This is a genomic window from Roseovarius sp. THAF9, assembly GCF_009363715.1.
Lineage (GTDB): Bacteria > Pseudomonadota > Alphaproteobacteria > Rhodobacterales > Rhodobacteraceae > Roseovarius.
Genome location: NZ_CP045404.1, coordinates 3,183,146 through 3,204,269 on the forward strand (window position 1 = coordinate 3,183,146; position 21,124 = coordinate 3,204,269).

At 57.2% G+C, this 21,124-nt stretch carries 18 protein-coding genes and 1 pseudogene; 10 read left to right on the plus strand and 9 right to left on the minus strand.

The window, feature by feature from the left end:
- Nucleotides 1-42 precede the first annotated feature (42 nt).
- Nucleotides 43-597, plus strand: a complete 555-nt coding sequence (locus FIU86_RS15790; protein ID WP_152475958.1) for a L,D-transpeptidase — start codon at nt 43-45, stop codon at nt 595-597.
- Nucleotides 598-605: 8 nt separating this feature from the next.
- Nucleotides 606-1,193, plus strand: a complete 588-nt coding sequence (locus FIU86_RS15795; RefSeq protein WP_152475959.1) for a L,D-transpeptidase — start codon at nt 606-608, stop codon at nt 1,191-1,193.
- Between the two features lie 192 nt (nt 1,194-1,385).
- Here the strand turns inward: FIU86_RS15795 and FIU86_RS22720 are convergent, their stop codons facing one another.
- The 7 genes from FIU86_RS22720 to FIU86_RS15830 all read right to left on the minus strand — a co-directional run bounded on the left by FIU86_RS22720 (nt 1,386) and on the right by FIU86_RS15830 (nt 9,142).
- A complete protein-coding gene (locus tag FIU86_RS22720) occupies nt 1,386-1,889 on the minus strand; it encodes a hypothetical protein (RefSeq protein ID WP_216647183.1) in 504 nt (167 codons plus the stop codon).
- 652 nt (nt 1,890-2,541) lie between these two features.
- Nucleotides 2,542-4,272 (minus strand): SulP family inorganic anion transporter, encoded by a 1,731-nt coding sequence (locus FIU86_RS15805; RefSeq protein ID WP_152475961.1) that lies wholly within the window; start codon nt 4,270-4,272, stop codon nt 2,542-2,544.
- A gap of 131 nt (nt 4,273-4,403) precedes the next feature.
- Entirely contained in the window at nt 4,404-6,083 is a 1,680-nt protein-coding gene (locus FIU86_RS15810; RefSeq protein WP_152475962.1) for a bifunctional protein tyrosine phosphatase family protein/NAD(P)/FAD-dependent oxidoreductase, read from the minus strand.
- Nucleotides 6,084-6,149: 66 nt separating this feature from the next.
- Nucleotides 6,150-6,641 carry a bacterioferritin gene (locus FIU86_RS15815; protein WP_152475963.1) on the minus strand — a complete coding sequence of 164 codons (492 nt, stop codon included), beginning with the start codon at nt 6,639-6,641 and terminating at the stop codon, nt 6,150-6,152.
- A 42-nt stretch (nt 6,642-6,683) separates the two neighbouring features.
- Entirely contained in the window at nt 6,684-7,568 is an 885-nt protein-coding gene (locus FIU86_RS15820) for an MBL fold metallo-hydrolase (protein WP_152475964.1), read from the minus strand.
- A 351-nt stretch (nt 7,569-7,919) separates the two neighbouring features.
- Nucleotides 7,920-8,585, minus strand: a complete 666-nt coding sequence (locus tag FIU86_RS15825; RefSeq protein ID WP_152475965.1) for a Crp/Fnr family transcriptional regulator — start codon at nt 8,583-8,585, stop codon at nt 7,920-7,922.
- Nucleotides 8,582-9,142, minus strand: a complete 561-nt coding sequence (locus tag FIU86_RS15830) for an Rrf2 family transcriptional regulator (protein WP_254703860.1) — start codon at nt 9,140-9,142, stop codon at nt 8,582-8,584. The genes FIU86_RS15825 and FIU86_RS15830 overlap by 4 nt, the downstream gene beginning before the upstream one ends.
- A 33-nt stretch (nt 9,143-9,175) precedes the next feature.
- On the opposite strand from FIU86_RS15830, the gene FIU86_RS15835 reads away from it, so the two are divergent.
- The 5 genes from FIU86_RS15835 to FIU86_RS15860 all read left to right on the plus strand — a co-directional run bounded on the left by FIU86_RS15835 (nt 9,176) and on the right by FIU86_RS15860 (nt 13,659).
- Nucleotides 9,176-9,814 carry a peroxiredoxin gene (locus FIU86_RS15835; RefSeq protein ID WP_152475966.1) on the plus strand — a complete coding sequence of 213 codons (639 nt, stop codon included), beginning with the start codon at nt 9,176-9,178 and terminating at the stop codon, nt 9,812-9,814.
- Nucleotides 9,815-9,835: 21 nt separating this feature from the next.
- Nucleotides 9,836-10,267, plus strand: a complete 432-nt coding sequence (locus tag FIU86_RS15840; protein WP_152475967.1) for a hypothetical protein — start codon at nt 9,836-9,838, stop codon at nt 10,265-10,267.
- Nucleotides 10,268-10,402: 135 nt separating this feature from the next.
- Nucleotides 10,403-11,815 (plus strand): cytochrome ubiquinol oxidase subunit I, encoded by a 1,413-nt coding sequence (locus FIU86_RS15845; protein ID WP_152475968.1) that lies wholly within the window; start codon nt 10,403-10,405, stop codon nt 11,813-11,815.
- 11 nt (nt 11,816-11,826) lie between these two features.
- Nucleotides 11,827-12,828: a cytochrome d ubiquinol oxidase subunit II gene (cydB, locus tag FIU86_RS15850; protein WP_152475969.1), complete on the plus strand. Its 1,002-nt coding sequence runs from the start codon at nt 11,827-11,829 to the stop codon at nt 12,826-12,828.
- A gap of 291 nt (nt 12,829-13,119) precedes the next feature.
- Nucleotides 13,120-13,659 (plus strand): GNAT family N-acetyltransferase, encoded by a 540-nt coding sequence (locus tag FIU86_RS15860; protein WP_152475971.1) that lies wholly within the window; start codon nt 13,120-13,122, stop codon nt 13,657-13,659.
- 518 nt (nt 13,660-14,177) lie between these two features.
- On the opposite strand, the pseudogene FIU86_RS15865 reads toward FIU86_RS15860, so the two are convergent.
- A pseudogene (locus FIU86_RS15865) lies at nt 14,178-14,511 on the minus strand (transposase); the annotation flags it as partial.
- Between the two features lie 245 nt (nt 14,512-14,756).
- Here FIU86_RS15865 and FIU86_RS15870 point away from each other — a divergent pair.
- The 3 genes from FIU86_RS15870 (at nt 14,757) to FIU86_RS15885 (ending at nt 18,131) form a co-directional block, all read left to right on the plus strand.
- Nucleotides 14,757-16,088 (plus strand): hypothetical protein, encoded by a 1,332-nt coding sequence (locus FIU86_RS15870; RefSeq protein WP_172977526.1) that lies wholly within the window; start codon nt 14,757-14,759, stop codon nt 16,086-16,088.
- 564 nt (nt 16,089-16,652) lie between these two features.
- Nucleotides 16,653-17,045, plus strand: a complete 393-nt coding sequence (locus FIU86_RS15880; protein ID WP_152475973.1) for a hypothetical protein — start codon at nt 16,653-16,655, stop codon at nt 17,043-17,045.
- Between the two features lie 210 nt (nt 17,046-17,255).
- Entirely contained in the window at nt 17,256-18,131 is an 876-nt protein-coding gene (locus tag FIU86_RS15885) for a M15 family metallopeptidase (RefSeq protein WP_152475974.1), read from the plus strand.
- Nucleotides 18,132-18,360: 229 nt separating this feature from the next.
- On the opposite strand, the gene FIU86_RS15890 is transcribed toward FIU86_RS15885, so the two are convergent.
- On the minus strand, nt 18,361-20,799 hold the full coding sequence (locus FIU86_RS15890) for a hypothetical protein (protein WP_152475975.1): 2,439 nt from the start codon (nt 20,797-20,799) through the stop codon (nt 18,361-18,363).
- Between the last annotated feature and the right edge of the window lie 325 nt (nt 20,800-21,124).

Below are 21,124 nucleotides of genomic sequence, written 5' to 3' on the forward strand. Positions count from 1 at the left end.
AAGTTCACAATAAAACAAAGGGCTGACAAAAAGGAAATCCCGATGAAACATCTCCTGACACGTCGCGCGGCCATTGCACTCGGCCTCGCCACCGGGGCTGGCCTTGCCGCGCCATCATTGGCTATCGCCCAAACAACCAGCCGCAATACGTCAAGCTTCACCATGCAGGATTGGCGCGACCACTTCGAAAATCTCGGCAAGGCGTCCATCGTAGCGGACACCACTTCGCGCGCGCTACATTTCTGGAATCATGACGGCACCGACTACCGGATCTACCCAACATCCGTGCCGATGTCGGAAGAGCTGACCAAGCGCGGTTACACAAGAATCGTGCGAAAGAAAGTGGGGCCGGACTGGACGCCGACTCAATCCATGTTGGAGCGCAATCCCGACCTTCAATACATGCCACCGGGCCCCGACAATCCACTTGGCACTCATGCGATGTACCTGTCTTGGCCCGCCTACATCATTCATGGCACCCATGACACGCGCAAGATCGGGCGCAAGTCCTCGGATGGCTGCATCGGTCTCTATAACTCGATGATCGAGGAACTCTATGGCCTCTGCCCCGTCGGCACTCAAGTGCACGTGATCTGAGGGCAGGTATGAAACGCAGAACCTTTATCCTAAGCGGGGTCGCCCTCGGGGGCCTTCCGACTACCGGACAGGCCGTTGCAGAAGATGCATCCCCGCTGATGGTGCCTCATATCGTCCAGATGGCGTCGCCCGCCCCGCCGCCGGGCGAGGTACATGTTGTGCCGGGTCCTTTCCGGCTCTACTGGACGCTGCCTAAACGGCGCGCCATCGTCTATCCTGTGCGCATTGGACGTGCTGAGCTCTACGAGGCCGGGGAATATTATGTTGGTGCGAAGAAAGAGTGGCCGTCCTGGATGCCAACGCCGGGAATGATCGCACGAGAGCCCGAGCGTTATGCCAAATACGCGGACAGTGGTTTGCCGGGCGGGCCAGGGAATCCGCTAGGGGCTCGAGCGCTCTATCTTTTTACCAAAGAGCGCGGCGATACCTTTCTGCGAATTCACGGCACAGATGATCCAAGCACTATCGGGCGTGCAGTATCTAACGGCTGCGCGGGGCTGATAAACGCGCACATGATCGACCTGTACGAAAGGGTTCCCATGAATGCGCGTGTGATCCTGCACCCGAAGCCGATAGGCGGCGGATTTTCCGATTGAAGGCAAGCAACTCATCCCTCTTCCGATACCAAGATGATCTGCGGCATGTTGCAGGTACAGTTGTAGAGATAATATCAACGTTTAGTTGCGGGAAGCCGGTTTATGATGAGACGACGCAAGTTCCTATCCTGTTCCATGGCGGTATTTGTTCCCGGCACGACGCTCGGGAGTGACACGCTTCCACCTGCCCGCTCAATACACGACCGTGAAGGCGAAAGCACACTGCTTCCGGCGCATGGCGCGGGTCCGTTGGTCTACGTTTCCCACAGGCTCGGCGGCGTTCCGGCGAAGGGCCGCCAGCGGGAAGCGCCGTGGGTAATGTTCGACGCGATGCGGCGTGCTGGCTGGCATCTCGTGCGAAGTGCCGATGCCGGTCCCGACACGTACGGAAACGACCTTGCTCTGAGCTATTGCGCACGTATGTGTAGCAAAGCAATCCAACGGGTCGAGTGGAACGGACAATTGTTTGCGCTTGGAATCTCTATGGGCGCGTTGCCAGCGCTTCAGATGACGTGGAAAGGGTTGTTTCCCCAGCCAGTTGTTGCCGTGGCGACAATTGACGGGGCGATGAATCTGCAGGCCATCCATAGCAGCCCGCCAGAGCGCCGTAAGAGGATCGAAGCGGCATACGCAGAAGAGGAAGAAGGTTCCTTCAGAAAAGCCAGCCGGGGCCATGACCCCTTGAATGATTTTCACGATTTCTCGTATAGAGGCATCCCTCTGCTAGCGCTAGCCAGTTCAGACGACGCTGTACTTCCTATAGCAGAGCATTCTAAGCTGATGGTGGCTGCTAGCCGATCAATTGGCGGAAAGTCTGAAATTGTGCGAACAAAAGGTCCGCATCTTGCTGATAGCCATTTTTCCGAAGACGCCTCTAGGCTCATAATCGAATTTTTCTCAAAGCATGCGCACGGGTTGTAGAAGCGGTAGCAGCCATTGGAGGTCTCTTGAGCAGGAGCAACCCTTTGCAGTGAATGATGCATATGAGAACCGGGAGTCACCTTGGAGCAAAATGATCGCTTCAAGTCCTTCTTGACCGCGACAAGGAACAGAGTTCTCTCAGTTCCAGCACGAACGGCCGGGGTGTGAACAGCCCATTGCCGACGTCCGGCGATCTAAAGAAAAACGCGTGCGCAATCCGCGTTGCCAAAATTCGCTTCAAGCGCAAGCTTGTTAAGCTTGTTGTAGTCTTCAGCGCGTGGCAAAGCCGCAATATGCTTCTTAGCGCTTCGTTGGCGTCGTCGGCAGATTTCAACCCTTGCACTTAAGTGAACCTAATGCGCCAGCACAGCTTACGGATCTGTACAATTCTCCGTCGCATTTTCCATTGAGGTACCGCCCCAGCCAGCTATTCCGACGCAGACCTAGGCGATTTTGCTAGCTGCCTCCAAGCATCGAACTGAGACAAGAATACCTCGCCGTTTAGCTCGTCCAGAAAATGGGAACGACTGAGTCGATCCATCACCGGTCCTTTTACTTCTGACAGGTGCAAACCAACCTGCATATCTCTTAAACGGAGATTGATCGCTTCAAGGCTTTCGAGGGCCGAATAGTCGACTTCGTTCACCGCCGAAAACATCAAGACCACGTTCATGACGTCACAGCCGTTGGTCACCCGCTTCTGGATCAGGTCCTCCAGAAAGCGGGCATTTACGAAGTAGAGGCTTTCATCAACACGCAGCGTCACAAGGGTTGGATCGGTTTTGACCTTGTGCCGATGAATGTTACGGAAGTGTTGGGTCTCAGGGACCAGACCGACTTCGGCCACATGTGGTCGCGAAGTTTTGTAGAGGTGCAAGAGAACAGACACTGCGACACCGGATGCTACGCCGACCTCCACGCCCAGACTAAGAGTAAGGATAATCGTCGCGGCAACGGCCGTGAAGTCGGCACGGCTGTAGCCCCATGTCTTTTTGAGGATCGAAAGGTCCACAAGGCTGAGCACAGCGACTATGATAGTAGCGGCAAGCGTTGCGTTCGGCAAAAAGTAGACCAGCGGCGTAAGAAAAAGTGCCGCGATAGCGAGCCCAAGTGCAGTGTAAGCTCCAGCTGCGGGGGTCTCGGCACCAGCGTCGAAGTTGACGACTGAGCGCGAAAAGCCACCCGTTACCGGAAAGCCGCCTGTAAACGCAGCACCAAGGTTTGCGGCACCGAGACCGATCAACTCTTGGTCAGGATCAATACGCTGACGCTTCTTCGCCGCAAGTGTCTGCGCAACAGAAACGGATTCGACGAAGCCGATGATCGAAATCAGAATGCCTGGGACCAGAAGAGTACTGAGCAGGTCCGGCGAAAACCCAGGGAGCGTAAGTGGCGGCAGACTTTGCGGCACCTCGCCGACGATCTTGACACCACGGTCGGCAAGCCCGAATGCCCAAACCGCAACAGTGGTGGCCACGACCGCGGCCACCGGCCCCGCCTTTGTCAAAATGTCGGCCACCAGACGCGACGCGCCCAGTTTTAGCAAAGACGCCTTTAGGTTCTTGCGCACCCAGAAAAGAAACGCTGTTGCGGTCGTTCCGATCATGAGCGTGATCCAGTTCACCGCATTCAGATGCGCAAAGATCGAAGCAATCATCTCGGGAAGCGTATGGCCATGCGCGCTCACTCCGAGGATGTGTTTCAATTGGCTAGTGGCGATAAGAATACCCGACGCCGTGATGAACCCCGCAATCACCGGGTGGCTCAGGAAATTTGCTAGAAAGCCCAGTCGAAACACGCCCATCAGCACAAGAAAGCCACCAGACAGGAGTGCAAGCGTCAGGGCTGCGACAGCATAGCCCGCTGTCCCTTGTTCCGCGACTTGGCCAAGCGCGGAGGCGGTCAAGAGCGAAACGACTGCTACCGGACCGACCGCCAATGCCCGGCTCGTGCCGAAGATCGTGTAGAGCAGGATCGGGGCAATCGACGCATAGATACCCGCCTCGGGTGGTAGGCCAGCAAGAAGCGCATATGCCAGCGACTGAGGGATCAGCATAATCGTTACAATCACCGCAGCGATTAGGTCGTTCGATAGGGCCAGCCTATTGTAGGTCCGGCCCCAATCGAGAATTGGAAAGTATTGTCGCAGGCTGGGCATTGTCGTTTCGCAATCAAGAAGGGCGGTGTGAGGCGCGACGCCGCCAACCACCGAATTTCAGGCCAGACCGAAAGGTTCTGATCGTGCTTTTTGAGACGGACGCATCCGCCTCAAAGTGGCCTCTAGTTGAACTACTCGGCTGCGACCTTTAGCTGCTCAGGTTTTGCCATCCATTCCTTACCCCTCAGCATGGCTTGCCAATAGATTGGAGGAAGCATCTTTTCCTTAAGGAACCAGGCGGCACGGGTAGGCTTAGTGCCATCGACCAGCCAGGCTGGGAAGGATGGCTTCAGGGCCCCGCCATATCCGAACTCTGCCAGCACAATCTTACCGCGCTCGACAGTGAGCGGGCACGAGCCGTAGCCGTCGTATTGGGCAACGGCCGACCGACCACGTATGTCCGCGACAATATTTTCGGCTACGGTCGGAGCCTGCTTGCGCGCCGCCGCAGCCGTCTTGGCGTTCGGGGCATTCATCACATCGCCGAGCGACCATATGTTGTCGAATGATTTGTGACGCAGAGTGGCCTGATCCACGTCGACCCACCCAGTGGCATCGGCCAGGGGCGAAACACGGATGAAGTCCGGCGCAGTCTGTGGCGGACAAACATGCATCATGTCGAACTCGACGGTGACCTCGGTTGGATCCGTATCGGGTTTCGCCACCCTGAACGTGGCCGTCTTGGCCGGACCATCGACAGAGATGAGGTTATGGAAAAAGTTCAGCGTCGCGTCGTACTTTTCGACGTATTCCATGAGAGCCGGCACGTAGTCCTTCACGCCGAACAGTACGCCCCCGGCATTCATGAACTGGATATCGATGTTCTTCAGAACGCCGCGCCGAAACCATGCGTCACCAGACAAATACATCGCTTTCTGCGGTGCGCCCGCACATTTGATCGGCATCGGCGGCTGCGTAAAGAGCGCTCGGCCCTGCTTCGTCTCCTGCACAAGCTGCCAAGTATAGGGCGCGAGATCGTAGCGATAGTTAGAAGTCACGCCGTTGCGCCCAAGCGTTTCTTCCAGACCTTCGACGCAACTCCAGTCCAGCTTCAGGCCCGGGCAGACGACAAGGCGGTCGTACTTCACGACCCGGCAGCCATCGAGGATAACGGCATTGTTCTGCGGCTCGAAGGCGGCGACAGCAGCCTTGATCCATTTGACACCGCTAGGTATCAGGCTGCCCATTGTCTTTGCGGTCTGGCTTGCCTCGAAGATGCCGCCGCCGACCATGGTCCAACCGGGCTGGTAATAATGGATATCGGCAGGATCGATCACAGCGATACTGAGGCCGGATTTCCGAGACTTCAGGCTGGCAGCAACCGAGATACCGCCGGCGCCCGCCCCAACGATCACAACATCATATTTGGCATCGCCAGTATCTGTCGGCGTCTTGCCGCCGTTGGCGATACGCCGTGCAACGCCGTTCATGTCGTAGCCAGCGTCCTTGGTCGCTGCCAGGATGTCCGGCATCGAACGCGTCTTGGCTTCACTTAAGGACCAGAGCGTGGCGGACCGAGTGCCCGTGCGGCAATACGCCAGAACCGGACGCGGCAAGTCTTCGAGAGACGCACCGAAAGCCGCCACATCTTCATCGTTGACCATTCCGGACTCCACCGGAACATAACGCGCGTCGATTCCGACGGCTTTCGCTGCAGCTTCAACTTCCTCAAAGCTTGGCTGGTCCGCTCCTTCGCCGTCCGGGCGGTTGCAGATGATAGCGCGGAAACCCGCAGCCTTGATCTCCGCAATATCGTTGACTGTAATCTGTGGTGAGACCGATACTTTCTCGGTGATTTTTTTGATGTCCATGTCATGCACCTTTTCGCGTTTCAGAAGTGCGGCGCAGAGGCGCCGTCAGACCAATTTATGGTGCCGTTACACGGCCGGGGCCTCTTCCTGAGTCACCGAAACCAGCTTCGCACTATACGCTTGCTCACCGATCCGCTCGATAAGATCGATTTGCAGCTCAAGCCATGACTTGTGACCTTCCTCATCAAGCGCAATTGTCTCGAAGAGCGTGCGCGAACCGATGTCATTCGCCTCGAATGCTTCTCGCGCAGCACGCGTATAGAATGCGATTGCGTCTTCTTCATCGGCAAGGTCAGCTTTGAACATTTCGTTCAACGTCTCGGCGCGTTCTGGAAGCTTCGCAAAGGAGATCTCTGGGGTACCCTTCAGAAATAAGATGCGCTCGATGAAGAGATCGGAGTGCCCGATTTCCTCGGCCTGCTCTTCACGCATCTTGGCTGCAAGAAGGTTGAGGCCCCAATCGTCAAGCACATGCGCATGCAATTGATATTGGTGCGCGGCGCTCATTTCCATCTGAAGCGCACGGTTCAAGTTTTCTACCGTCTTGTTATTAGACATAAGTTATTTCCTTTCGAAGGGATGAGTGACGCAATTCTCGTTTCAGAGACCGTTCACCGGCACCTTGAGCATCGGGTTGCCGTCCTTGTCCTTCGGCACCTCGCCCGCGCGCATGTTCACCTGAAGGGACGGGATGATCAGCTTGGGCATCGCCAGGGTCGCGTCCCGCTCGGTGCGGAACTTGACGAAATCCTCTTTCGTCTTGCCACCGCCGACATGGATGTTGTGCGCCTTTTCGTCGCCCACGCTGGTCTCCCACGCGATATCCCGGCCATTCGGCCCATAGTCATGACACATGAACAGCCGCATCTCGTCGGGCAGGGCCAGCACTTTCTGGATACTGTCATAAAGCTGCCCCGCATCCCCGCCCGGAAAATCCGCCCGCGCCGAGCCGCCATCGGGCATGAACAGCGTATCGCCCACGAAGGCCGCGTCGCCCATTACATGCACCATGCAGGCCGGCGTATGACCGGGCGTGTACATGGCGAAACATTCCATCTCGCCCACGCGGTACGTATCGCCATCCTCGAACAGCGCGTCGAACTGCGACCCGTCGCGCTGAAACTCCGTGCCTTCGTTGAACACCTTGCCGAACGTGTCCTGCACGATCATGATCTTGGATCCGATCCCGATCTTGCCGCCCAGCTTTTTTTGGATATAGGGCGCGGCGGACAGGTGGTCGGCATGGACATGCGTCTCGATGATCCACTCCAGCCGCAGGCCCTGATCCTCGATCTGCCGGATCAATTCGTCAGCATGATCATAGGTGATCCGCCCGGCGGCATAGTCGATGTCCATCACGCTGTCGACAATGGCGCAGGCGTCGCTGGCGGGGTCTTTCACGATGTAGCTAATCGTATTCGTCGCATCGTCGAAGAATGCCTGAACCTCTGGTTTGATATTCATGGTCACGGGATAGTTTGTCATATCATCTCCTCCGAAAGAGCTCATGCAGCAGCGCGTGCCGCGGTATTTCGAGGCAACTTTTGCAGTAAGACCCCGCGGCAGTCGCCAGTGGTAAAACAGCGATGCCCGCCACCTATACCCAGGACCGGGATCGCCGCATCGTATGTGGTGACCGGCACGCAAAGCGAAGCAGGCCGCCCAAGAAGACTGGGTGAAGATGCCCGGCGCCAAGCACTACATACCTACCGCGAACGATGGCGCCGATTTCGGTCGCCGCAGCCTCCTCCACACGAATAAGTTCTATTCTGAGTAGAAGTTAAAAAATTCCGCGTCAGTGATATTGTCACCGAAGCTTCAGTTTAAGCCACCGCGCTACGTGCTCTCGGCCAGTGCGCGCAGCGCCGGCTTGTCGACAATGGCGATCCGACCGCGCGACTGCGCGATGTAGCGACGCTTCTGGAAGTCATTCAAAACACGACTGATCACCTCGCGCGCGGTCCCAAGCTCACTGGCGATCTGGGCATGGGTTGCGGAAATTTCCTTGTCACCGCCGACCAGCGTCAGCAGGCGCTCCGCAAGACGCACATCGATGCGGCCGAAGGCTACATCGTCAACCACGCGCAGCAGGTCGATCAATCGCCTGGAATATGCGCTGAAGACGAATTTCCTGAACGTTTCTTCTTCAGCCACGAGGCCGTCGAACGCGGCTTGCGGAAGGACGATGACCGTAATGTCTGTCTCGGCCACCCCCTCTGCGTTGTAGGCTTCCTCGGCAAGCATGCAGGCCGTCGTCAGAACACAGCTCTCTCCCGCGTCCACGCGGTAAAGCACGATGTCCCGACCGTTTTCCGAGGTCTGCGAAACCCGAATCGTACCTTCGAAGAGAAACAGCAGGCTGTCGGGAACATTGCGGGGCCCGAAAACCTCGTGACCTTTGGAGTACCTGCTGACCTTTGCGACCTTGATCAACCGATCTCGCACAGACCGCGGCAGCGCCCGCGTTCCCTGAAATTTCTCCGTCCAGTCCCCGATATTCATTGCGCCCTCCGCATTGGTGCAACGATGCCATCCTGAAGGGGGGCAATTCGCTCCAGCAATTCGTCCTTGTTCGAGGCAATGTCTGCCAGCGTCAGGTCATCAAGGACGGCCATGAAGGCTTTGGTCGCCGTCTGCAGGGCACGGGAAAGCTTGCATATACCGATCAGCGGGCATGTGTTTCGTTCAGGATTGAAACACTCGACCAGATCTAGGGGCCCTTCAGTAAGGCGGATGACATCGCCGATGATGATCTCGCCGGTCGGACGCGCCAAGCGGAAGCCCCCGCCCCGCCCCCGCAGGGTCTCAAGGTATCCCGCGCGCCCAAGCTCGTGAACGATCTTGACGATATGCGGGCGCGCCAACCCGTGAATGCGCACCACGTCATCCACCTTGATCCGATCCGGGGCCTTGAGCGCCGCAAGTTGAAGCGACCGCAGTGCATAATTCGAATAAGCCGTGAGTTTCATTCTGTCCTCCACTCTAAAACTTATATTGCTGATATAAGTTTTTGCAAGTTCGGTGACGATGTCACTGAACACCTGGTCGAGAAAGCGCACAGTCCCTGTCATACATATCGAAAGGACCGAACAATGACGCTGCTCCTTGGGGATACCGTTCCCGACTTCACGGCGAACACGACCACGGGACCGATCTCTTTCCACGACTGGATCGGCAATGACTGGGCTTTCTTCTTCAGCCATCCGGCCGATTTCACGCCGGTGTGCACGACAGAGATGGGACGCACCTCGCAATTGAGCGATGAGTTCACAAAACGCGGCGTAAAACCTATCGGCCTAAGCACCGATACCGTCGAAGAGCATCTGAACTGGACCGAAGACGTGAACGACACTCAGAACACCACGCTGCGCTTCCCAATCGTCGCGGATCCGGATTTCCAGATCGCCAAGCTCTTCGAGATGATCCATCCCGGCGAGTCGGAAACCGCCGCCGTGCGCTCTGTTTTCATCATCGACCCTGACAAGAAACTGCGTCTTTCGATGACATACCCGATGAGCGTTGGCCGGAACTTTGACGAAATCCTTCGCGTGATCGACGCGCTGCAAACCGGCGATGCCCACGGCGTGGCCCTGCCCGCCGATTGGCGACCGGGCGACCGTGCCATCATTCCTCCATCCCTTTCGGACGAAGGTGCAAAAGCCAAGTTCCCACAAGGCTTCGACACGATCCGTCCGTATTTGCGCACCGTCGAAATCGACTTGGTCAAATAGTTCAAAACAAAGGAACTCCTGATGAAAAAGACACTCCTTTCATGTGCCGCAGCCCTGGGGCTGGCGGGTGCGGCCCACGCCGATGAGACACCGAATCTGGTGACGATCCTCGCCTCGGGCGAGCCACAGACCCAATTGATGAGCATGGTGCTGTCCATGCAATCCATGCAGCAAGGCGCAGAGACGCGTATCCTGCTATGCGGTCCGGCGGGAGACCTGGCCCTGAAGGACCCACCGGTCTCCGCCACCGCGCCGCAAGAGCCTCGTGGAATGAGCCCGCAGGGATTGATGCAAAAGATAATGGCAGGCGGCGCCACGGTCGAGGTTTGCGCGATTTACCTTCCTAACAAAGGGGTTGAAGCAGACGCATTGCTGGATGGTATCGTTGCCGCTGCGCCTCCGGACATGGCCGCGCGCCTCTTGGCTCCGAATACGCGCATCATGTCTTTCTGAAACGCTGTTCTTACGCTTATCCCGCCGGTCTGATACGGCGCCCCAAGGGCGGCGCGCTTGGCCCGGAGGCAAATACAGATCTCCCACTTCATCTGCGACGATCTTGTGGGAGATTTATCTTAAAGGTGGCTCAACATGTTCGACAGTTTCAGTGCAGAAATGCTTGCCAGGGTCCAGTTCGCCTTCACGGTCTCGTTCCACATCGTCTTCCCGGCTTTCTCCATAGGCCTTGCCAGTTATCTCGCCGTCCTGAACGGGTTGTGGCTGAGAACGAGAGACAAGACCTATCTGGCACTCTTCAACTACTGGAAGAAGATCTTTGCGGTTGCCTTCGGTATGGGCGTGGTTTCGGGCATCGTGATGTCCTACCAGTTCGGAACCAACTGGTCGGTCTTCTCCGACAAGGCTGGCCCCGTGGTTGGCCCGCTCATGGCCTACGAAGTCCTGTCGGCCTTTTTCCTCGAAGCGGGGTTTCTGGGCATCATGCTTTTCGGCCGTGAGCGCGTGGGCGACAAACTGCACATGTTCGCGACTGCGATGGTGGCCTTTGGGACGCTAATGTCGGCAACCTGGATCCTGTCCGTGAACAGTTGGATGCAGACGCCCGCTGGCTACTCCATCGCAGAAAACGGCCAGTTCGTTCCGGAAGATTGGTGGGCGATCATCTTCAATCCATCCTTCCCATACCGCCTCTTCCACATGGTTCTAGCCGCATATCTGACGACTGCGCTGGTTGTCGGTGCCGTCGGCGCGCTTCACTTGCTGCGGGACAAGGCAGACAAAGAGGCTCGACGGATGTTCTCGATGGCGATGTGGATGGCCGTGATTGTGACGCCGATCCAGATCTTTGCCGGGCACGAACACGGGCTGAATACGCTCGAGCATCAGCCGGTCAAGATCATGGCCATGGAAGGCCATTACGAAAGCTATCCCGAAGGTTGGACGCCTCTTTATCTGTTCGGAATACCAAACGACAAGGAACAACGGCTGGACTACGCCATCGGCATTCCCGGGCTTGGCAATCTGATCTTCGAGCACCCGCTCGATTATCCAACAAAAGGCCTCGATACGATCCCCGACGCGGATCAACCGCCCGTGTTCATCGTCTTCTGGTCCTTCCGCGTGATGGTCGCCTTGGGCTTTCTGATGCTCGGTCTTGGAGTGTGGTCCGCTTGGGCGCGCTGGCGCAACAAGCTCTTCGAGGCTAAATGGCTGCATCGCGCCAGCATAGCCATGGGCCCCTCGGGTTTTATCGCCGTCTTGGCCGGCTGGATTACGACAGAGGTCGGCCGCCAGCCTTACACGGTCTACGGGCTTTTACGCACCAGTGACAGCCTTGCTCCCATCGATGCCCCGGCGGTCGCGGCCTCGCTCATCGCCTTCATCATCGTCTACTTCGCCGTTTTCGGTGCCGGCACCTACTATCTGCTGCGTATGATGAACAAACGCCCCGCGACGCCAAAACTCGGCCTCCGCGACGGCCCGATCCGCACCGCTGGCATCACACCGGCTCCGCAAGTCGATCCCGACTTCATCCTCGGCGAATAAGGAAATCAGGCATGGAATTCGATCTCGCTTTCATCTGGGCCGGCCTCATTGCATTCGCAGTCTTGGTCTATGTCATCCTCGACGGGTTCGACCTGGGGATTGGCATCCTCTTTCCTTTTGGAAAATCCGACGGGGATCGGGATCTCATGATGAACTCTGTCGCGCCGGTTTGGGACGGCAATGAAACCTGGCTTGTTCTGGGCGGCGGCGGCCTCTTCGCCGTGTTTCCGCTGGCTTACGCCGTCGTCATGCCCGCGCTTTACATGCCGATCACCCTGATGCTTCTGGCGCTGGTGTTCCGGGGCGTTTCGTTCGAGTATCGCTGGCGAACCGAGAACAAGGGCCTTTGGGACGCAGCTTTCTTCGGCGGTTCATTTGTCGCCGCGCTATGCCAAGGGATCGCTCTAGGCGCTCTCGTTCAGGGGATCGAAGTCGATGGCCGTGCCTATGCTGGCGGCTGGTTCGATTGGCTGACCCCATTCTCGGTTCTGACCGGATTCGCCGTGGTCGTGGGCTATGCCCTTCTCGGTGCCACTTGGCTGGTGTTGAAAACTGAAAACGATATCCAGATCCAGATGCGCAGCTACGCGTGGTGGCTGGGCGCGGCAACCCTTGGACTGATTGGCGTTGTAAGCGTCCTGACGCCATTCCAAGAACCGGAGTACTTCCAGCGCTGGTTCAACTTGCCGGGCAGCCTGTTCTCAATGATCGTACCCCTCATTATGCTCGGTCTTACGTGGAAATTCTTCGCTGGCCTGAACGACGGAAAGGACCTTCAACCGTTTCTTTCAGCACTCGGTTTCTTTGTTGTCAGCTTCGTGGGCATCGGCATCAGCTTCTACCCCATGATGGTCCCACCATCCCTGACCATCTGGGAAGCGGCAGCGCCGGATTCGAGCCTTGCCTTCGCGCTTGTGGGCGCGGTGATCCTGGTACCGATAATCTTGGCCTACACCGCCTACGCCTACTGGGTGTTCCGCGGAAAGTTGGACCCATCGGAGGGGTATCACTGATGAAATATCCGCGGCTTTCAAAATGGGCCTGGTTTATCGGTCTGTGGGCTGCAAGCGTGCTTTCACTTGGCATCATTGCAGCGGTGATACGGACAGTCTTGCTCTGAGGTCGACCCAATCATTCGTCGATATCGAAAACCAATCGAAGCAAGGCATCTAGCGCTGTGCAGATTTCCTGATGGGGTCCGATGTTGGCATCCTGGCAGATTTCGAAAAATATTTTGAAGTGGAAATCAGTTGTTTCGTTTCAAAGGCGCGGGTTGCGACTGAGACAAACCGAAAGGTCCTCCAATGGAATTCACCAGTGGTTATGCAGACCGCAGAGACGACATCATCCGACTGTTCAAGGATACCTTCACGGTCTCCGAGGGTGCGGCCGAAGGCGATCTCATCGCCAGCCTCGTGACAGACATGTTCGGCAAGGTGACGCCGGGCGACATCTTCGTATTCTCGGCGTTCGAGGGCGGCACGCTGGTCGGAGCCGTCATCTTTTCGCGAATGACCTATGCCGAAGATGAACGCACGGTTTTTATCCTGTCTCCTGCAGTCGTCGCGACCGGGCAGCAGGGCAAAGGGATCGGTCAGGCACTGTTGTCGCATTCCATGCGCAGCCTGCGCGAGAACAGCGTAGATGTCGTTCTCACCTACGGAGATCTCAATTTCTATTCGAGGGTGGGCTTTCATCGGATCACCGAAGAGATCGCCCAGGCCCCGCTGCCTTTGTCATATCCGGAAGGCTGGCTAGCGCAATCGCTGACAGAGAGTACTCTCACACCGCTAAGGGGATCATCGACCTGCGTCGAACCACTGAACGACCCAGCGATGTGGTAATAGCTCAGCAAAACAGGAAGAGGCGCAAAGTCGAACTCCTCGTGCCTCCTCGACAAACCGACATTCGACCCGCGATCATCGGCTGACGGAAAGGATTCATAGCAGTTGCGCGGCGGCGTTGCGGGAACTCCAGTTCGGACTCGACTACCATTTTCGCTCACGGCCCGTTCCGGACCTTCGCTAACCTGGCAGTCGCTGCGTTGCGGATACCCCAGAGCGGCCGTTCGCGTTAGCGCGCAACATCGCTCGGATAATGAATGTTCTCTGTGAATGGTTCCTGCGTCGCAAGAGTTGTCTTGTGGCTTCTGCGGTCATGTTCGTCAGTACCGTCGTTCGTCCGACTTAATTGCGTGGCGGCATTGTCGCCACCCGTCCTGATGAGTTACGCGATCGAGGTTCCGATTGGCTTATCGTCCTCAAAAGAGGGCCGCTGACATTCCCAGAGTGTCCTTGCTCTTGGTTGACTAAACTCTGGATTATCACCTCAACGTCCGGCGAATGGTAAACACTCGTCGTTCTCAGAACGCGGGCTGCCGATATTTCTGTTTACTCGATAGCGTGGCCCAGATGATCTCCGCTTTCTTGTTCGCCATCGCGGTTGTGGTCAGCCGGAATGGCTTGTCCGGGATGAGCTTGGCGCTCCATAGGTCGACTTTCTTGGGTGAGCGCTTCGCCATGACGGCGCACAACGTCATGCTGACGACAGCAGCTTTCGAAGGAAGCGATCGCTTTCTTAATGATCTTACCGAGATGCCCCTTGCCCCGACACGATTTGTTGAGCGGGGTCACGCCCAACCACGCCGCCAAGTCACGTCCTGCACGGAACTGATGCGCGTTAACGATAGTGGCGACAGTTCCTGGCGCGATAATCGGCCCCTTCTGCCTCATGCGCTGAGCGGGACCATGCCGACATCGTGATCACCCGTTTTCTGGGAAGTTTCGCGGAGCAGGGTAGCAAGCCAAAAAAGGTTTGGTCCAGGGGAATAGCAGGATCACTCTGCAGGACAAAAAGGCGCAGGAAGCGGTGCAGAACATAGAACTCCAGACGTTACCGTCGGCGGACCATGGGCTATTGACAGCTAAGAACGATGCTTGCCATGGTTTCACTCATTGTAAAGAGAGTTACATTCTTCGGCGGAGATGATTTTGTTATGCATAGATTTGAAAATCCCGCTTTTGAATTTCTCTTACTAAGAGTGGTTGGCAGCGACCGATGGAGCGTCTCGTCAATTGTTTCCATTCTCGCCCTTATTCTCCTCATTGTCCTTATCTCCGCCGGGCAGGCCAGCTCTCAGGATATAGCCGATCTCAAAATCAGAATGACGAACGCGGGCTGTTACGACGGCAAGCCTCCCCATGATGAAAGGCAGAGCCTGAAGTTCCGCACTGGCGTCCGATGTGTCCAAGACATGATAGGTCAAGATCGCACCGGCAATCTCACAACTGAGGTCATCAATCACCTTGCTGGTTTCTCACCTGAAATCCCAGAAGAACCGGCGTTGATTCTCGGGGTGACTGAGCAGATGATTGACCGGATTCGCATGGAGGTCGAAGGTTCGAGGGAGGTGGCCCCCGATTTTTATACCGGCCCAATCTTGAGCGGCGTGCGTGCCTACAACTTACTCGACCGGATTTACCGTGGGGATTTCGCCCGCATCCCATCTGCACAGCGCGGCGAGGTCGCTGCCGCCTATGCCGCACTCTTATTGGAATACCATACGCTTGTGCGCCGTTTCGGGCCGACCTGCGTCTACCCTGGCGACGTCCAGTTCAAATTCACGCATACACGGTCAAGCCGCACAGCTTTTGGGATCGCGACGAGCGATCACTACGAGCAGGACTTGTTTGCGCCGCAGGCGCATGAGAAAACTGCGCGTGCCAGTTTTTCCTCGGTCGGCATCACCCCGGGCCTGAGCATCCTGCAGGACATGATGCGGATTGCCAAGCGTGAGGGTTGCCGAAGCCCGCGCATGGCGCTCTTGCGTGAGAACCTCCATCGGTATCTCGCGGGGATCGCTCCGTCAAACCTCGATAGCATGAAAGCACGCTACCCACTGCCTGCCCCGACCGCGCAAGCGTCCATTGGCGGAGGTTTCCCCGATGATCCAAGACCCTTCAATAATTCTTGCCTGTTGGGCCAGAGGGAGGTTGGAGGTCACCCGTCCGCATTGGGGGCTGCTATCTATTGCGTCTGCATCGAGCGACACCTGCGTGCTGCCGATTTGGCGGGTATCGATGTTGTCGAGCTTTATGCACTTTTGACTTCAAACTGGGCGGTCGGATATGATCGCTATCGTTCGCAAAAGCTCATCAATACGCTTATGAGCACGTGCAACCGGTACCCTTATGAGGGCGATCTTGAGGAGGGAAGGAACCTACTGCGGTCGAGGGGTATCCCGCTCGACATGGGGCCACGCGGAATTCGGTAGCTACCGGAGAGGTCTGGGCCTGACGCAGCTCGGTGTCGCTCCTTTTTACATCATCTCGTTTTGCTAAGAACTTCTGCGTTACGTTCGCACGCAGTTCAAAACCGTAAAGACCGGGCCGCCTCGCTCCGGACCTGCTCTGCAGCCGCGGAGCAACCGCCATGACAATTGCGGACTTAACTGCCTTGCAAGCCTGCCGACCTACCCAGAACAAGGGCCGTGTCGTAGGCCAGAAGCTCGCAATCGACAGCAATCTGCAAGGTTGTGACCCGGTGTAGCGAAACGTAGTTGATATTTACGCATCCGTTACGTCAAGGAGCGCGTCTCGGCCATCCAAGCCAAAACCCAGAAACCAGTTAGCTTCGAACCTACGGAGGGGACCGAAAGTATGGATGCCATGACCAGATCCATCTGCCAATACGGTCGAGATCGGAAGAAACGCTGTCTTGCTGCCTCGTGTCGAATATCTCAGTTAGCCTGGAAAACTTGACTGGTTCAGGAATTTGCAGGACCGTTAGACCGGATCGTCAACTTAAAGACGGCGAATTGCTTAGGGAAGTTTTGACAATGAGAAGTTTTATTCTTGGCTGCTTGGCCGTAATAGCGCTTTCGGGTGCCGCTACTGCACAGGATGTCATGGCAATTTATGACGCCCGGCTCGATCCACATGATCTCGTTAACTCAGGCGGGCAGCCTTTGGGCAGTGTGTGCGCCGCGGTTCAACAGGATCGGGCCAACTACCACCGTTTCAAAAAGCGCGGAGAGGTCGATGACGCCGATCCTATCTTTGCTGACAAGACAATGCGGGCGCGGATCGCCGGGAGCTGTCGCATCATGCCGGGCCATGAACATCTGCGGGAGGCTGTCTTCAGCGGCGTTGGATATGGTATAATTGTACGCGTACAGGTGCTCAACGATGCTGGAACTTTACAAATCCTTGTCAGCGAGCGTGCCGGTTAGAACTTTTCGACGGCCGCACAGCAGTTTGAATCAGCAAATGTCGAAAACGCTCAGTGCATGAAATGACTATTGACCGCGAAGTGAGAGCCGCGGACGGTTTCGGATTTACAGGAAAAAGCGCAAAGTTCGCTAAATTTCTCTTATGATTGCCAAGCAAGAGGAGTCGTATCTTATAATCGTTCCCTGGGTTTCGGCACCTAATTCGCCACCATGACCCGCGATGCGATAAATTCCGTAAGTTTGTGGGGCGTGCTCGTGTTTTCGGGTATCATGTTTTCGAACATGGTTTCGGCATGCGAACCTGTTGATTTCCATGCGGCTGAGCTGCCCGCGAGACAGGATCAACCCATTAAAACCGCCTTGGAACTTGCTTACCCTGATCTTCGCGTTACTGGCGAACCAGCTAAGGTGGTCTTGCCTGGGTCCGCGGCGCTTCCGCTTGAGACGGTGCGGGAGGTTGCGCCAAAGGATATGCTGTTCGCGCCCACGATTGCCGAACAATTCGTCTATATATACCCATTGGGTTTCGACTTGACGCAGCGGCTCAAGCCTTTCCATGATCCCGGGCGCTTGCGGAATGCGGCGTTTTTCCAGACGCTCTATTTCAGCGAGCCACACGCAGCCCGTGCCAGCCTTCGCACGATACCTCTCGGCGCTCTGGGCAAGGGAGCTTTCACTGTGACTCGGAAGCATGGTGTCGACTGCCAACTGGAGACCGTGCTGGCGCATCTGCAGACCTTGACGACTGACTATTCGGCATTCTTCGGATCACCCGGTGGAAGCTTCAACTGGCGCAGAATCGCCGGCACCGACCGTCTGAGTGCCCATTCCTTTGGGATCGCAGTCGATCTCAACGCCGATCTGGGCAACTATTGGCGCTGGAGCGGTGCGCACAGGGGCAATGTGGGTCGGTACGACAACCGCATGCCTGCTGAACTTGTGGCGACGTTCGAACGCTATGGTTTCATCTGGGGCGGGAAATGGCATCACTATGATGGAATGCATTTTGAATACCGTCCCGAACTCATCCTGTATTCGAGATTGTCCAAAACTGGAAGTGGAAACGGCAAGGCGAATGAAAGGTGATCGATAAGGAGAACACTCTCAGAAAGCGAACATTGGATGGTCCGCAAGACTCTGATGCTGAGTAGTGGAAGGAAGCGTAGAGAAAGGCGCAGGCCAAAGAGGATAGACGCGACGCCCGGCTTCGCGAGCGGGCCAACAGCGCCCCGAAGCCAAGCCGATACTAAAAGCCACAAGAACACGGCATTCTTCGGCGTGTGTCATGTTGGCCAGGCTGTCCCTTCACAATTCTTCAGCGCGACACGCGTTCGACGCTGACAGCCTTCAGCAGATCGGCCGACAAGCGCTTTTCCGCCATCTCGACCAACGCAGCGCCGGTTGGAATGTCGTCGCCGCGATAAAGCGGTGCACCCTGTGGCGGGGCATGCCACGAGATAAGTTCCCCGCTTTCGCCATAAAGGTTTTGGCCGAAAGTCACATAGTCCGAGAACTCGGGTGGCAACTCCTGCCCGTTCAGCGAGATCAGCTTCAGTGCATCCTCGACCCCATCGGCGCGCGGATTGAAATAAGCCACGGCAGTTCCCTCCCGCACGAATTGCAATACGCCGTCGCTGTCCTTGATGACCACGAGGATCCGGCCGGTATCGTCTATGACGGCAACGTGTTGTTCCACATCCAGCCCACCGGCCAGCGCGGCACCTCCGTCGCGTGCCACTTCAATAAGGGCAAGACGCCTTTGAAACCCACCGGGCTGCTCACGGATCTCGGATCGCGGTTTCGCAGTTTGGCCATCATGCACGTAGAGCGTGGCCAATGGGCCATCATCGTCGCCATAGCGACGGACGACGGACATCAGCAAGTCACGCCCCGGTAGCCAGGCGGCATATGACACCGGAGGAGCCTCCAACCTTCGCACTGACATGTCCGTCAAGTCGGCCACGAATACTTTCTGGTCGCCTCTCACCGCAAAGGCGGCGTCGTCATGGGAGAAGCCCAGCGGCACAATTTGAGTCGACGAGCTACGCTTCGCGACCGGGAACGATAGGCTGCTGCGATGGGCACCGGTAGCGGTGTCGTAGAGGTGGACAGTCGCAACCCCGGCCTCGGTTAGAGCAACCACGTCGCCGGCAGCGGTGAAGAACGGGTATGTGGTCGAGCCATACGCGCTACCATCTGCGCGGCGCAGCGAGGCAATCAAATCGCCCGAAGGCATGGCGTAAAGTGCCGGGTCATCGCCGCCGAGGGCCATCACCTGCCCCTTGGGGCCGACCATCGGAGCCGGCGCGACTGTGTTCATACGGGGCCATGGGATCGGCAGTTTCAGCGAGCGCGAGGCTATTGCCCGGTAGAGCATCAGGTGCGCCGCACTGAAACGCTCGAGGTCGGCCTCTGACGGAGTATCGGGCAAACCCTTCAGCGCCTCGGCAATGGCACCGATCGTGTCACCTGACCCCAGGAGGCGTGCCGCCTCATGGGCAAAGGCATCGGATCGCCGCTTGGCCGTGTCACTGGTCTGGGCCTCTGCGGACTGCCCCGTCGCGACGACGCCGCTCACCAGAGCGCTGGCGGACTCGTGCAGGTCCAGCCCAGTCGGTTGCCCTCCGCCGTAGTAGGCGGTGTTCGGGTCGGTGGTGTCGACGCCACCGACTACGTGACCCGACGCGCCTCTTATACTCTGGAACAGCAAGGTGTAGTCCTCGGGGCCGGTGGGAAGTGGGTTGCCGTCAAGATCGTAGACGTCAATGCGCACCTCGGCATTGCTGCCGGTGAAATCGTGCAGGACGGCAAAGGCTGCACCGCCCCGAGCAAACTGGCCGGACCACGAATTTACGGGAAACTCCGCCCTCAGTTGACCCTCCGCGCTGTAGATACGGTATTTGTCCTCGCCGGCCACCAAGAACACCTGGTGGGCCGGGGCGGCGACCACGCGCCCCATTGGGACATCGTTCAGCATCGTCATGGTCGCACCGTCCAACCGATGATATTCAACCGACATCCGCCCGGCCTGTTCCCTTGGCCGACCCAGCACTACGCCATCATCCGTTGCCCAGGATGCCATAGCAGGAAGTGCAGTCAGGGTGGCCAGTTGTTTACCCGTCTCCAGATCCCAAACGGTATCGGTCAATAAAAGCTTCCCACCGCCGGGCGAAAATCTTGGCTGCAGGCTCGCCGCCGGCAACTGCATAACCTCACTACCGTCCACCGCGTCAACGACGACAGTAACAGAGTCGGTGGTAAAACTGACCGCAGCCAGCCGGCTATCTGACGAGAAGGCCAAGTAGGGCGCGGCCGCGCCGCTTGTGCCGATGGGTTTCTGCGCCGTGATCGGCGCGCCAATCGGCGCCATGGTTAGGGCATCGACCAGCTGTGCCTGAAGGTGCGCACCCGAGGAAGGTTGCTCGAACCGACCTATCAGCGCGCGGGTGCCATCCGGGCTGATCGCGCCAATGTGAGGATGGTCGTCCTCTGTCCGAAGAAACCGCATCCAGTGCGCCATTGCCAGCGCCGCCCAGGCTTCGGGATAGTGATTGAGGTCGGCCTCGGCTGGCGCTGGCGGCAGACCAGCGAGTGCAGCCTGCATAGCAGCCGTTCGATCACCATTGTCGCGGAGCGCGGCGATGGCCATTGCCGCTTGGGCACGAGACTGTTCGGCGCTCAGATCCTGTGCAAAACCGGAGGCTGCTTGAAGCACCAGTAGGCATGCGAGTGTTAAAAAATGCTTAAATGTCATGTAACGTCTGCCTTCTTAGCGTTCGCTAACTTCCGCGAACCACAAAAATCTATAGCGTTTGGAGGCAGGAAGCCTCTTGGATTGAATGCTGGCAACAATATACATATCGCGATGACGATAGCCAGCCCATACGGTTCACCCGCACGCGAAGCTACCAGTCTCGCAGTCCTGTAGGATTGCACGACGTCGCCTCTTGACGAACCAGAAGCGAGCGGACTGCCTGATTGATAGCTCAAGACAATAGCTGGTCCACTCTGGAGTGCCTCAATCCCTGCAAGCGGCGATCAAACAGGCAAGCGTCAGGCTTGAGAATTATCAAATAGCC

Bases quoted from the DNA above. Each gene is read 5' to 3' on its own strand.
- FIU86_RS15890 (WP_152475975.1), bottom strand. From the start codon at position 20,799: ATGACATTTAAGCATTTTTTAACACTCGCATGCCTACTGGTGCTTCAA.
- FIU86_RS15860 (WP_152475971.1), top strand. From the start codon at position 13,120: ATGGAATTCACCAGTGGTTATGCAGACCGCAGAGACGACATCATCCGA.
- FIU86_RS15790 (WP_152475958.1), top strand. From the start codon at position 43: ATGAAACATCTCCTGACACGTCGCGCGGCCATTGCACTCGGCCTCGCC.
- FIU86_RS15820 (WP_152475964.1), bottom strand. From the start codon at position 7,568: ATGACAAACTATCCCGTGACCATGAATATCAAACCAGAGGTTCAGGCA.
- FIU86_RS15835 (WP_152475966.1), top strand. From the start codon at position 9,176: ATGACGCTGCTCCTTGGGGATACCGTTCCCGACTTCACGGCGAACACG.
- FIU86_RS15810 (WP_152475962.1), bottom strand. From the start codon at position 6,083: ATGGACATCAAAAAAATCACCGAGAAAGTATCGGTCTCACCACAGATT.
- FIU86_RS15825 (WP_152475965.1), bottom strand. From the start codon at position 8,585: ATGAATATCGGGGACTGGACGGAGAAATTTCAGGGAACGCGGGCGCTG.
- FIU86_RS15870 (WP_172977526.1), top strand. From the start codon at position 14,757: ATGGTTTCACTCATTGTAAAGAGAGTTACATTCTTCGGCGGAGATGAT.
- FIU86_RS15840 (WP_152475967.1), top strand. From the start codon at position 9,836: ATGAAAAAGACACTCCTTTCATGTGCCGCAGCCCTGGGGCTGGCGGGT.
- FIU86_RS15795 (WP_152475959.1), top strand. From the start codon at position 606: ATGAAACGCAGAACCTTTATCCTAAGCGGGGTCGCCCTCGGGGGCCTT.
- FIU86_RS15885 (WP_152475974.1), top strand. From the start codon at position 17,256: ATGACCCGCGATGCGATAAATTCCGTAAGTTTGTGGGGCGTGCTCGTG.
- FIU86_RS15845 (WP_152475968.1), top strand. From the start codon at position 10,403: ATGTTCGACAGTTTCAGTGCAGAAATGCTTGCCAGGGTCCAGTTCGCC.
- cydB (WP_152475969.1), top strand. From the start codon at position 11,827: ATGGAATTCGATCTCGCTTTCATCTGGGCCGGCCTCATTGCATTCGCA.
- FIU86_RS15805 (WP_152475961.1), bottom strand. From the start codon at position 4,272: ATGCCCAGCCTGCGACAATACTTTCCAATTCTCGATTGGGGCCGGACC.
- FIU86_RS15880 (WP_152475973.1), top strand. From the start codon at position 16,653: ATGAGAAGTTTTATTCTTGGCTGCTTGGCCGTAATAGCGCTTTCGGGT.
- FIU86_RS15815 (WP_152475963.1), bottom strand. From the start codon at position 6,641: ATGTCTAATAACAAGACGGTAGAAAACTTGAACCGTGCGCTTCAGATG.